The following is a 13145-nucleotide window of genomic DNA, read 5'->3' on the forward strand; positions in this document are numbered from 1 at the left end:
GGCGTGCTCGTCCCTCCCCTTCGGGCTCACTTGTTGACTGGAAGTGGAGACATTACGATGGCTGACTGAGGAAACTGCCTCAACGATATTCCTGATTCGTATAACCGCTTTGCTCCGGGCGTATACCTGCAGTTTCGATCGACACCCTCCGCCCCATTTTGTTCATGCTTCCCCTTCATTCCAGCCTTGGTGCGCCGCTTGAGGTCGGATGCAATCTTTTTCCAGGTTGGCGTGCTCTCGAGTGTGCTCAGGTGGCTCTCCGACAGCCCGCGAGGACCGAGGCTTCCAAGGTTGAGGATGAGGATGTCAGTGTTGGCATCCATGAATTCAGATTGTTTTTTTGCTGAGCAAGATATCTCATATTCACTAAACACAAACTCATCAGGCCATGCTGAGAGCCCCCCGCCTCGATTGTCTGAGAAGAGATATTTATGACTGAGAATGGAAAGAAAAAGACCGCAGCACCATTAATGTCGTAGCTGTTCAGCCATGACGAAACCATTTCTGCCAATTCTTCTTCTGTTGCATAAAATTGCGATGATATTGATGGCATTTCTCTACCTGTCGTATGGCGTGAAGTCTGTAGGAGTCTGGCCAGGACCATTCAGGTCTTCGAGGGCCTCTATTTCTCGTTTGACAGGACTTCCATCCGCCCTCGTCCTGCCGACATTTCGACCGCGGAGGTTTCCGTCTGGAGTCCTGTATAGAATGTCAGGCCGGCGTCCAGACTTGTGTCCTCCATAGGTGCGAATGAGTCGTTCCTTTTCCTGTCCTCCACCTGCAACTATGACATTTCCCTCTGTTTCCAATTTTTGGGCCTCCGAGCGAATTTTCGCGTTGTGGGGCGCGTTGGGATCCGTCTTGGGCCCGCGCTTCTTCCCTTTACGCTTAACGGACCCCGCGATCAAGATCTCCCCGCCGTCCTCCGCCAGCTCCCGCACCGCCTTGCGCTGCCCCGCGCGCTGGATCCCCCAGCGCAGCGCGCCGCCCACCATCTCGACGTCTCCCGAGAGGAAAAACATCGCCAGCTCCACCGAGACGACCACGTGCGTCGGTGGGTCTTGCATCGTGGCGATCACGCGTGCGCCTGCCTCCTGTGAGACCTCCAGCCGGCGCCGCTCTTGCGAGGGGTTCTCCGGCCGGACCATCGCGTCGGTGAAGCCCTGGAGCGGCGGGGCGTTGAGTTGGCGCACGATCCCTGCGCCGCGGGCACGGGCGCTGTCGTGGAGCTGCTGGATCTGCGCTGCGCTCGGGCCGATGTCGCCGGCTTGCTGATCCGCCCGCGCGCTCGCGCTGCCGCCTCCGCCGATGTCGCTTTGTTGGGCTTGGCCGCTGCCCGCGACGCCCTCGGCGGTGCGCGTGCCGACCACGGGCACGGTCATCTCGAAGCCGAAGTCTTGGGGCTCGGCGTCGCTGCTGCTGTCGGGATCGGTGGACGCGGCCGTGGGCATGAAGCCCGAGGGATCCGTGCGCGCCAGCGGCTGGTTGAGGACGTAGGCGTAGCGGTTCCAGCCGCTGCTGCTCAGCGGATCCACCACGAAGGGATCTGCCGACGCCATCCGGCCCAGGTGCGGATCGTACATGCGGCCGCGCATGTGCAGCAGGCCGCTGTCGGACTGGGCTTCGTGGCCGGTGTAGCCGCGGTTGATCGGGCTGAGCGCGGCGAATTCTTCGGGCAGGGTCCAGTCTTCGGGGTCGCGGGCCTTGCCCCACAGGTCGTAGGACTGGCGGTGCTCGAGCACGCCCAGCTCGGAGCTCAGGGCGTCCGTGGAGCCGAGGTGATCCACGTGGATGTAGTGGGTGTCGCGCGAGGCTTCGAGATCGCTGTGGGTGTCGACGACGTCGGCGATCAGCCGCTCGGGGCCGGGGATGTAGTAGTGGTGCTCGGTGGTCTCGGGGGTGCGCTGGCGTTGGTAGAGATCCGTGACGTAGATGGTCTCGCGGGGGCCGTCTTGGGCTTCGGCGTAGCGGTAGACCCGGGTCTGATCGGCGTCGTACTCGAGCTCGGTGAGCAGGTTGTTTTCGAGGAGCTGCGCGGGGGCGTCGAAGGCGGTGTAGGTGATCTTCAGGGTCTCGCCGGGGGCTTCGCGGGCGAGGAGGTTGCCCTTTGGGTCCCAGGTGTGGGTGCGGCCGTCGGCGTAGGTCAGGCGTCCGTTGGCGTCGTAGTCGTAGGCGCCGCGATCGCTGGCGAAGGCGAGGTTGCCGAGGGCGTCGTAGGCGAAGTGGCGGACGTGCTCGCTGCCGGACTTGGTGGTGGTGGTCTGGATCGGGCGGTGCAGGTCGTCGTAGCTGAAGACTTCGGATTGAGCGCCGAGCAGGTCTTGGCGGCGCAGTAGCGTGCCGTCGGGGTTCCAGTCGTAGCGCAGATCCTGGAGGTCTCCGCCGAGCAGGGAGTGGGTCTGGATCTGCTCGACGAAGCCGCGCAGGGGGTCGTAGCTGCGGGTGGTCTGGGCGCCGTTGCCGAGGCGTTCTGTGCTGATCCGGCCGGCTTGGGTGAGGGACTCGAGGGTCCATAGCGGGGCGTCGTCGCTGCCTTGGCGGACTTCGACGAGGTCGCCGCTTTGGGCGTGGAGGTTGCGGATCCAAAACGGCTCGCTGATGTCGTTTTCGGGGTAGTGGATCTCGGCGAGGCGGTCGTGCTGGTCGTAGGCGAAGCGCAGCGCGAAGGGTTCGCCGGCGATGACCTTGGTGAGGGCGCTGAGGCGGCCGTGGGGGTCGTAGTCGTAGAGGTCTTCGTGGCCGCTGGGGCTTTGGGTGTGGGCGAGGGCGCCGATGAAGGTGGTGTCCCAGGTCCAGGTGGTCTGGCCGTCGGGGTCGTCGCGGGTGATGAGGCGGCCGAGGCCGTCGTGGGTGAAGGTGGTGAGCTGGTCGTTGGCGTCGAGGATGGCCGCGAGCTCGCCGTGGCCGTTGTAGGCGTAGCTGCGCGGGCCTTCGCTGGGGTCGTGGCTGTGGGTGAGGCGGCCGAGGTCGTCGTAGGCGAAGGACTTGATGGTGGGCGGGGCTTCGCCGGCGGGGAGGTCGAAGCTGGTATGGGGAGTGATGCAGTTGGGGCGGACTTGGGTGAGCTGCTCGAAGCTTTCGTAGTCGAAGCACAGGCGCTCTTCGTCGGGGGAGCCGAGGGCGCGGACGCTCTCGACGAGGCGCAGGGCGCCGTCGTAGCGCAGGCGGGAGGCCGTGCCGCCGAGGTCGTGGTGGAGGACTTCGCGGCCGGCGTAGTCCCAGCGCTCTTCGCTGAGGTCTGGGAGGAGGTGGCGGACGAGGCGGTCGTCGTGGTCGTAGAAAAAACGCTCGTAGCTATCTGGGGGAGTGCCGACGAGGGTGGGGAGAGATTGGGCGATGTGGTGGCCGGCTTGGTCGTAGCGGCTGTGGGTGACGCGTTCGAGGCCGTCGGCGAAGAGGGCTCGCTCGTGGATGATGCGGCCGAGGCGGTCGAGGGCGAGGCTTCGGTGGCCGTGGCCCTTTGTGGTTTGGCGGAGCTCGAGGACGGGGGCGTCGGGGTCTTGGTCTTGGAGGGCGGCGTAGCTGAAGGTGACGTCGTCGCCGCGGGGGTCGTCGCCGGCGAAGTGGCGCAGGGGGTGACGTGGCCGAGGCCGTCGTAGTCGGCGACGAGGCGGAGGTTGTTTGGGTCGCGGGTCTCGGTGAGTACGCCCAGGCCGGGGTGCCAGCGGAGCTGTGTCTGGTGGCCGAGGGCGTTGGTGGTGGAGATGGGGAAGACGCCGTGGTCGTCGAACTTTGTGGTGTCCGTGCGGAGGATGCCGCCAGTGTCGATGGCGGCGCGGGTGACTTCGTTGCCGTGGGCGTCGTAGGCGGAGCCGGTGACGAGGCGCAGCTCGGCGTCGTTTGGTTGGGTCTCGTGGTGGAGCAGCGCGCCGGTCTCGGGGTCGTAGGCGGCGATGGACTCGCGCGTGCGGATGGGGATGCCCGGCTGCTCGAAGCTCAGGACGGTCTTCGTGGGTAGGCCCAGGAGCCAGGTCTCGGCGTCGTTTTGGTAGCTGGTCTGGGTGCGGTAGGTGAAGGTCTCGCTGCCGGTGGAGGTCGTGCGCGTCCAGTGGGTGGGGTTGCCGAAGTCGTCGAGGTCGAAGACGGTGTGGACCTCGCGGGTGATGCGGTGGTCTTCGTCGAGCTCCGTGAGCGCGCAGAAGTCTTCTTCGCAGGCGTCGAGTTCGTAGCGGCTGGCGAGCGTCTGGGCGGCGTAGGGGAGGTAGCTGCTGGGGCCCGTCGAATGGACCTTCAAGCTGTGACTCGTGACGCGGACGACGTGGCGGCCGGTCTCGGGGTCTCGGCGGTCTTCGGCGACGAGTGAGGGCATGCCTGCGAAGGGGAAGGCGTGCAGGTCGTCGTCGTAGCTGGGGTCGAAGCGGACGAGTCGGCGGTAGACGGGGAGCTCGTCGCGCCACTCGGTGGTCTCGTGGAAGCGAAAGCCCAGGCTGCGCTGGGCCTCGCGGTCTCGCCGGGCGGTGCCGTAGCGGTGGGTGAAGGTCTGGGGGGCATCGCTGATGCCCGAGTCGACGCGGTGGGCCTCGACGAGCAACCGCGGGCTGCGGTCGCAGCGGGCGGGGTAGAGGCAGCTGACGCTGTCGAGCTCCGCGTCGGCGTAGCCCTCAGGGGCGTCGATGTCCGCGCTCGCGCGGTAGTCGACCTCGATGCGCGCGCCCAGGCCGTTGGTGATGGCCTTCAGCTTGTCGGGGACCTCGCCGGCGTGGGTGCGCAGCTGCCAGCTGCTGCCCAGGAACACGCCGGGGTCGTGCAGGCCGTCGCCGTCGAGGTCGAAGGCGCCCACGCTGTGGACGTTGGATGCGAACTCTTGGACGGGGCTGTGAAAGACCTCGGGGTGCTCGTGCAGGACGCCTTCGCTGTCGAGATTGAAGATCGACCAGTTCCAGGTGTCGTCGTTGGGATCGCTGACGGGCGAGAGCAGATCCAGGCGGCCGTCGGCGTCGTAGTCGAGCACGCCCGCGGCCAGGAAGCGGCGAAAGCCGCCCCTGCCGGGCTCGGGGCTGAGCAGCAGCCAGCCGCCGTCGACGAAGCCTGCGCCGGTGTTGCGCCACAGACGGATGCCGCCTTGCTCCGCCCAGGGTGGATCGAAGACGACGATCGTCTGCATGAGCGTGCCGAGGTCTTCGGCCGTGTCGCCGGAGACCAGCTCGTAGCGGAGAATGTCCGAGAGGCCGTCGCCGTCGATGTCGAGGATCTTGTCGAGGCCAAAGCCTTGCTGTGAACGAGGGAAGTCCTCGTCGAGGTAGGCGTCGTTGTAGTGGGCGGTCAGGCTGGGGCGCCAGCGTTGCGCGAGGTCTGGCGGAAGGCCGGTGTCTTCGAGCGAGAGGCTCCAGTCGCCGGGGTTCAGGCGCAGGGCGTGGTAGTTGGACCACTTGGATGAAGGGATCCAGGCGCCGAGCTGCGCGTCCCAGGTGGGGATTACCAGCAGTGAGGCGAGGCCATCGCCGTCGTGGTCGAGGGCGAGGAGCTTGTCGTAGACGGAGCAGGGCTCGCCGGTGTCGACGACCTGCTCCGAGATGAACCCTTCAGTGGGGAGGTTGGGAGTGAAGTGCCAGGTGCCAGTGCCGAGCTCGGGCTCGTCGAGGGCGTTTGGGAGCGGGTCGCCAGCGCAAAAGAGCAGGTCTCCGAGGCCGTCGCCGGTCTGGTCGTGGGCGGTGAACTGCCAGATGGGAGAGACGCCGGGGTCGAACTCGACTTGCTCGATGCCGCCTTCGGGGCGGGCGAGGGCGAGGTAGAAGGCGCTGCCGGCTGGCGGGGCGCCGCCGAAGTCGTTGATGGAGTCGCCGAGGCCGACGGCGTCATCGCGGCCGTCGCCGTCGATGTCGGCCGCAAAGAGCGGCGGCGTGGCCGGGGCGAGGTCGTCGTAGCTGGGGCCGGCGAGCAGGCCGGAGATGGGGTCTTCGTGGACGAGGTAGTGACCCAAGCCGAGGCATTGCGCGAGGTCGTCGTCGCGGGTGCTGCATGGGGCGACGGCCGTGTCGGCCTTGGGCTGGGAAGTCCACAGCTCCCAGCCGCGGCCTTCGGGCGCGGGAGTGTTGGACTGGCCGACGGCGAGCAGGAAGTCGCTGCGGCCGTCGCCGTTGGCGTCGAGGATGGTCTGAGCGAGGACGCGGGGAGCGAGGGTGTTGGGCGTGTCGGACCAGATGCTGGCGAGGTAGGGCCAGGCGTATTCGATGGCGAAGTTCGTCTGCTGGGGGACGGTGTCGAAGTCGAGGGAGCCGGCGGTCCACGCGAAGGTGGTGTCTGGCCGACAGACGCCTTGCGCGTCGCACTGGCGGACGGCGTGAAGGAGGCTGCGGCCCGTGATGGAGGGGGTGTCGTAGTCGAGTTCGTAGCGGTGAACGAGCTCGCCCTCGGCGAAGGTGCTCAGAGCCGCGAGGCGCTTGGTCTGGCGCTGCGGCGCGCCGAGGCGCCAGCCTGCGGCGGGGTCTGGGCGGTCCTCCCACTCGAGGCGGACGTGTCGAGTGAAGGCGTGGAGCGTGGTGTGGCCGCCGTACTCGAGGCTGGTCAGCCAGCGCTCGACGTCGGCCTCGCCGTCTTCGAGGAGCTCCGTCTCGTTCGTGTAGTTGAGGGCGTAGACGTTGCCAAAGCAGTCGCGCCGCTCGGCCAGAGACCAGCTGGCGAGGCCGCGCGGATGCAGGGCGACGGCGTCCCGACGGCAGCCGTAGAGGTCGATGGTGCCGTCACTGCGCCGGACCTCGAAGCCAAGACCGCCGTGACAAGACTGCTTGCTGCCCTCGGTGAAAGCGATGGCGCGGACAGACGAGAGGTCGTCGCGCTTGGGCCGGTAGCGGGCGCCGGGCTGGAGGTGCTCGCCCTCGACGAGGCGCAGGCGCTGACCATCGAGGCAGAGCGCGTCCTCGTCATCGAGCTGAACCCCGCGAAAGTAGCCGTCATCAGCGAGCGTCCGCGGACAGCGGTCGATGGCCGAGGCCCCGGAGAGCGCCCAACCAACGCCGAGCCCACCGTCCCCGCGCTGGCTGTCGTACTCGAGGGATAGCGCGGGCGCGAAGCCGCGAGCAGCCGGCGGAAGCGCGAGCGGAACGCTGTAGCGCGCAGCTCCACGGTCATCGACGACAAAGGTCCCGGGCAGCGTCCCAACAGGCGCGGAAGTGGTGAGCTGGGGCGCGCTCTCAGCCAGGGGCCCCGCGAGGGTCAGGCGTTGGACAAAGCTCCCCGCCAGCGACGTCGCACCAACCCGCGGCGGCAGCACGAGCACCACCAGACCCAGAAGCGCGAGCAGCGAGTTTTGACGGGCTCGACTCGACTTCACGTCCTGCACGGTCCAAGCATCGCCGATCTATCTCAGGAGATCAGTGGCAAACATCTTCAGTCACCCAAGACAACAACACGCTCACGCAGCGGATCAGGCTCCAGTGACTCACCCACCCGACTACCCTCATAGAGTCTGCGCGCGGAGCGCTGCGCCTAGAGGAGGGGGCATGCCCCCGCTTCTCGGCCGTTGAACGCCTGCGATGCGCTGTGTTGAGCTTCTCGGCTCCACCGCGTTCGCGCCGCTGATAACGTGCCTTCGCACAAATTCGGCGGCGGTCACGGAGAGTTCGACATGACCGTCACGATCCGCCCCTACCGGGGCCACAAAGACCACTACGAAGTGGATATCAGCATCACCCTCCCCAACGGACAGGCCTACCGCGAGCGCCGAAAAGCGCCGACCCGCGGGAAGGCAGCTGCCCGCTCCTGGGGGCGTGAGCGGGAGCGGTACCTGCTACAGCATGGGCCGCGTGAGCGCAGGAAGGAAACCGTACCAACAGTCAGGGAATTCGAGAATCGATACATTCAAGAATATCACCAGTCCAAGCACCACAAAGCCAGCACGATCGAGGATGCACGTCAGACGATCCGCACATTGCTCGGACCGATCGTTGGAGACCTTCGGCTCGATCAGATCGACGTGTCGCAGGTCCAGCGTGTGCGCTCGAGGCTGGCAGGGAAACACGCACATACTGTCAACAAGGCGTTGAGCACCTTGAGCACCATGCTCAAGTGCGCGATCTTGCTGGGGCTGATTCCCGCAGGATCGCTTCCAACGATCAAGCGGCTCAAGCCCAAGTCTTCCCCGCGGGATTTTTGGGGCTTCGACGAGTACGCGCGTTTGATCGACGCGACGGCCACGCCGGTCGAGCGCGTGGGCGTACTGCTCGGTGGTGATGCAGGGCTGCGCTGGGGAGAGATCCGCGGGCTGCATTGGGACAGCGTGGACTTCGACCGGGGCGTCCTCATCGTTCGGCGCTCGCTGTGGCGAGGAGTCCTCGATGTCCCCAAGAACGGCAAGTCTCGTGAAGTCCCCATGACAGCGAGGTTGTGCGAAGCCCTGGAGGCGCTGAGTGGACAAGGGTCTGGACCCTATGTGTTGTGCCGAGCGATGGTGAGCACGCACCGAGCTGCGCCCGAGCACCCCGTGGGGCAACAGTGGCTGCTACAGCGACTCCGCAGGCTGTGCTCCGCGGCCAAGGTGAAGCGCCGTGGACCTCACACTCTGCGGCACACCTTCTGCTCGCACCTGGCCATGCGCGGTATACCTGCCCGAGTCATCCAAGAACTCGCGGGGCATGCCAGCTTGATGACCACGGAGTGCTACATGCACCTGGCCCCGGGACTGACCCACGCTGCGATCGCTTCGCTCGAAGCTCCCCCACCGGTGGGGCTCCCTCACCCCTAGGGTGGGTGGGCGCCGGTGGAGAAACTTAGGAGACGCGCGGAGAGGAGAACGAGAAATCCCAGTGATCTCAGCTGACTGACGCTACTGATCAGAAATTTCGTAGATCTGTGACCCCCGGCTGCAAGCAAGCATGATCGCTGCTGAATTTGGGCCCCAACTGGCAGCTGGGGGCTCCCCAGACAAGACAAAGCCTCCCGCTGGCGATGCCGGCGGGAGGCTTTGTCTTGCTGAAAGGGTGGAGAAATCTCGGAGAAGGATCCGAGGCTTCTCCGGCGCGGGATGCTCCGTCCGGTGACCTCCCTGCTTGGGAGAGCCTACTGGCCTGCGTCTGCTCGAGGCGTTGCCTTCATCGCGTTCAAGGACACGAGGAGATGGTGGGTGGTCGAGAGCTCCAGCCAGGTCGAACGAGGGCGGAAGGGGCAGGCCCCGCTCGGACGGGCTGGTGGGACGTAACGGGCTTCAACGGGGCCGCCCTCAAACGAGGGCGGAAGGCTGGACGCTGACGCGGGCATGCCGGTCTATCGCGTGCTTCAACGGGGCCGCCCTCAAACGAGGGCGGAAGGCACGCACGACCGCAACGCCGGTACATCCACCCCATCATTGCTTCAACGGGGCCGCCCTCAAACGAGGGCGGAAGGCTGCCCACCCTGATTCGGTCTCTGCCGGATATTATTGCTTCAACGGGGCCGCCCTCAAACGAGGGCGGAAGGCTGGGGAAGCAGGGCGGCCGCATCGAGTTGCTCGCTTCAACGGGGCCGCCCTCAAACGAGGGCGGAAGGTCAACCGCGGAATCCTGGCCAAGACGCTGAGCGATGGCTTCAACGGGGCCGCCCTCAAACGAGGGCGGAAGGCTGTACGCCCGCGCCCAAGAGGCTCTGGTCCGTGTCCTGCTTCAACGGGGCCGCCCTCAAACGAGGGCGGAAGGGCCGTCACCATCGGCGGCAAGTTCGGGGCTCGCGGCTTCAACGGGGCCGCCCTCAAACGAGGGCGGAAGGGAGAGATCCAGTCCGTGATCCAGGTCCCGGTTAGATGGCTTCAACGGGGCCGCCCTCAAACGAGGGCGGAAGGCTGACGGCCACCCCCGGCACCGAGTGGACCAGGGTCATCCAGCTTCAACGGGGCCGCCCTCAAACGAGGGCGGAAGGAGAGGCTTTGTTCTCCAGCCTCCTCACGCTGCGAAAGCTTCAACGGGGCCGCCCTCAAACGAGGGCGGAAGGCTCCGGCCAGGAGCCGGTGGATTCGATCTTTGCTTCCTTGCTTCAACGGGGCCGCCCTCAAACGAGGGCGGAAGGCCAAGGCCAGATTCACCGCGAGTCGGTGAAGCGAGAAGCTTCAACGGGGCCGCCCTCAAACGAGGGCGGAAGGATGGAGGGGAGCGAGGACTCGCACTCACGGGACCGGCTTCAACGGGGCCGCCCTCAAACGAGGGCGGAAGGAGACACGTCGATGGACCCGGCTGCCTGGGCCGCGTCGCTTCAACGGGGCCGCCCTCAAACGAGGGCGGAAGGCGCTCGTCGCCTGGGCCTCGCTGCGCACCCCCCCCGAGCTTCAACGGGGCCGCCCTCAAACGAGGGCGGAAGGATCGTCAGGACGACGGAAGAGATCGTCAATGATATGCTTCAACGGGGCCGCCCTCAAACGAGGGCGGAAGGGCGGTCGCTCCCTTGGCCCAGCAATGCGGGCCGACGGCGAAGCTTCAACGGGGCCGCCCTCAAACGAGGGCGGAAGGGGCTCTTTTCTAACCCCTCGAAATTACAAGCTTTCTCAGGCCTTTTGCACGCAGGGCGATTTCGCGCTCGGGTGAACTCTGTTCATGTGGTTCTCTTCAATTTTCAAACAGCCCGCCACACCCCTCTCAGAACCCGAATTCGTCATTTTGCACGCAAGACCGGGGTTTCACTGCGTCCAACCCCGCGTGCAACGAACCTACACTTCATACTCCAGACTCAAACCTAGCGTTCGTGATCATACACACTATATGTACATCGATGGAGTGACTAATCAATTCACCTACTCACTGAGCCTGACATCGAGAGACGCGACCGCGGGAGCAAAGCGCAGGCGGGCCCCTCGGCGAGTGCGGCCTACGGCAGCGGGCCCTCGGTCTCGGACGTCCACATGCACCTATACCGCATCGCTGATCACCAGCAGCCGCACCGCGGGATCATCGGCCGCTCCCGGACCGAGACACCAAGCACAGCTTACCCCTTCAGGCAGTCGAGCAACACCTGCAACACCCTGAGCATCTGCCTCACCTCCTGCGTCTCGAGCCCCCTGAGTAAATCCTGGAGCTCCCGACTCGGATCCAGCTCGCCAAACTCGAAGGCCGCGAAGAGCGTGCTGAGGCTGAGCGTCATTCCCTGGGAGAGCTTCCTCAGCGTGTCGAGGCTCGGCGAGAAGTTCCCCTTCTCGAGCCGGCGGATCGTGTCCGCGGACAACCCCGAGCTCTCGGCGAGACCCTCTTGAGTCATGTTCCGAGCCTTGCGCAGAGATCGAACATGACTGCCAAAGTCTTGGCTGAACTTCTTGTCGGTCGTGTTCATCAATCACCGATACCGATTCGATAGAGACCTTCTCGCTCAGGAGGCGAGCTCGCATTTCGGGCGATCACCACAGCGGGCCCAGGCTCAGGGTGCACGAGACAAAAGGATCGGCTCGCACGTAGGCGTTGCCGGAGTGAGTCTGGAGCAGGGTAGGCACGCCATCTCGTGTCTGATAGATCTCCAGCCGCCGTCGGGGCCGGTCGATGAGCCAGACGAAGGCCACTCCGGCTTCGGCGTAGCGCGGCAGCTTGCGCTGGCGGTCGAGTTCCTCGAACGCAGGCGTGAGCAGCTCGCAGACCCAGTCTGGCCGCTTCTGGGCGCAGATGTGCTGCGCCTCGAACTTCGTGGCCTCGCCCTCGTAGCGCCACCCCGCGATGCCGGGCACGAGCAGCTCCTCTCCATCGAGCCGGAGCAGGGGCTCCTCGAGGAGTAGCCATCCCTCGAGCCGCTCCAGCTCGCTGAGCAAGGTCGAGCGCACCACGAGGTCGAAGAAGTGGGGCGCGGGTCGGCTGTAGAGGTCTCCCCCGATCAGCTCCGTCACCCGGTCTTTGCGATCGTGCTGGTTGAAATCACGAAAGGTGGCCCCTCGCTTGATGGGCTTGGGCAGGGCGCGGCTCATCGCAGGCACGCAGGAGGGGCCCAACTAGGAACGCTCTACCAACCCCCAGCGTGTTCCGCTGGTCTGACCGTGACGCCGCACGACCCCCGCAGCCTCGAGACGGTGCATCGACGCTTGCAGCTTCCAGCGAGGGCCCCCGAGGCGAGTTCGCAGGTAGGCCGCCGCGACAGGCCGTCCAGCTGCGGTGAGCACCTCGATGGCGAGCTCATCGAAGTCCTCCCCGGTGGCCTTCTTGGCGCGCCCCAGGCGGGCGTAGTCGATCGCTGACGGGTCGGAGTCGCCGCCCTGCGCAGTGCGGCTCACCTGGAGGAGCTCATCGATCGTCAGGGTTCTGAGGACCGGAGCCAGGGGGTCGTCGCTCATGACGAAGCTGGCGAGCTCGCCGAGGCTGATCTCCGGATGACCATAGATGACGCGGAGCACCGCGCTGCGCTGACCGTCTTCGAAGAGGGCTTCCAGGCTCACGCCCATAAACAGGTGCCCACCGCGAATTGATAGTGAAAGACTGAGAAATAAAAGGGAGAGGTTCCTCACAGTCTTGCGCGAGTCTGAGAGCTCGTGAACCCGGGCCGAGCTCGGCCAGCCACGCCCATGCAATTGAGCCGGTTCTTTCTATGCGGATGTGCATGGTTGCTGACAGTCAGCCCGTACTAGAGAAGACCCATCGTCAGGCGGAGCTGCTGCCCGAGACCCGGGGAAGGCTCTGGGCCTCGCCGAGCACCTTCCGAAGCCGGCGCACCACCTCCCCCATGCGCCATCGAGCCGCGCTCAGGTGGATGGACTCGTCTGCGGCGAGGGCTTCGGGTCGGCCTCCGCTCAGTCGATGTCGAAGCGCGCGCACGAAGATCGAGCCGAGCTCGGCGACCGCGCTCTCCAGCCGGCGAACTTGCTCGCGCCGCTCGAACGCCTGGCTTGGGCTCTCGTCTCGCGCGACCAGCTCGACGTCGAGCTGCTCCCAGGAGCGCCGGGCCTTGCTCGGCCGCGACCAGACCCGCTGGTTCTTCGCAAACACTCGAACCCAGCGCAAAAACGAGTCCTCCTGCCGAGCTTCGAAAGACCCGATCTTGCGCCATAGCGCCTCGAAGGCGTCATGGGTGAGATCTTCCGAACCCAGCATCCGCTCGAACTCCTCGTATAGCGCCCTTCCCAGCGCATCGACGGCACCAGGCTCCTCTGCAATTGCGGCGACTCGCAGTCTCTCCAAATGCCTGGCCAACTCCTCGTCGTTCACCATCAAACGCTATCACTCGCTGCAACCACCACGAAACTGTACCAAAGTTCAAGCGCATTGGTGTAGGGTTGG

General features: G+C 65.7%; 7 protein-coding genes and 1 CRISPR repeat array. Of the genes, 1 reads left to right on the forward strand and 6 read right to left on the reverse strand.

Translation table 11 applies throughout. The features are described from left to right. Nucleotides 1-557: 557 nt before the first annotated feature. Nucleotides 558-1787, reverse strand: coding sequence for an RHS repeat-associated core domain-containing protein (locus G6O69_RS41205; RefSeq protein ID WP_346017171.1), 1230 nt, complete (start codon nt 1785-1787; stop codon nt 558-560). Between the two features lie 356 nt (nt 1788-2143). Beyond that, nucleotides 2144-7270, reverse strand: coding sequence for a SpvB/TcaC N-terminal domain-containing protein (locus G6O69_RS41210; RefSeq protein ID WP_346017172.1), 5127 nt, complete (start codon nt 7268-7270; stop codon nt 2144-2146). 597 nt (nt 7271-7867) lie between these two features. Here G6O69_RS41210 and G6O69_RS38335 point away from each other — a divergent pair. Further along, the gene (locus G6O69_RS38335) at nt 7868-8680 is read left to right on the forward strand and encodes a site-specific integrase (protein ID WP_255215657.1); all 813 of its coding nucleotides are present in this window, start codon (nt 7868-7870) and stop codon (nt 8678-8680) included. Nucleotides 8681-9062: 382 nt separating this feature from the next. Further along, nucleotides 9063-10409: direct repeats of the CRISPR family, unit length 36 nt; unit sequence GCTTCAACGGGGCCGCCCTCAAACGAGGGCGGAAGG. A gap of 472 nt (nt 10410-10881) precedes the next feature. On the opposite strand, the gene G6O69_RS38340 is transcribed toward G6O69_RS38335, so the two are convergent. The 4 genes from G6O69_RS38340 to G6O69_RS38355 all read right to left on the reverse strand — a co-directional run bounded on the left by G6O69_RS38340 (nt 10882) and on the right by G6O69_RS38355 (nt 13073). Further along, on the reverse strand, nt 10882-11223 hold the full coding sequence (locus G6O69_RS38340; protein ID WP_172301374.1) for a helix-turn-helix transcriptional regulator: 342 nt from the start codon (nt 11221-11223) through the stop codon (nt 10882-10884). A 64-nt stretch (nt 11224-11287) separates the two neighbouring features. Next, nucleotides 11288-11842 carry a Uma2 family endonuclease gene (locus G6O69_RS38345; protein ID WP_172301372.1) on the reverse strand — a complete coding sequence of 185 codons (555 nt, stop codon included), beginning with the start codon at nt 11840-11842 and terminating at the stop codon, nt 11288-11290. A gap of 24 nt (nt 11843-11866) precedes the next feature. After that, nucleotides 11867-12307: a hypothetical protein gene (locus tag G6O69_RS38350; protein WP_172301370.1), complete on the reverse strand. Its 441-nt coding sequence runs from the start codon at nt 12305-12307 to the stop codon at nt 11867-11869. A 202-nt stretch (nt 12308-12509) separates the two neighbouring features. Further along, complete coding sequence (locus G6O69_RS38355; RefSeq protein WP_217909730.1) at nt 12510-13073, reverse strand: sigma-70 family RNA polymerase sigma factor; 564 nt, start codon at nt 13071-13073, stop codon at nt 12510-12512. Between the last annotated feature and the right edge of the window lie 72 nt (nt 13074-13145).

The organism is Pseudenhygromyxa sp. WMMC2535, from assembly GCF_011083025.2.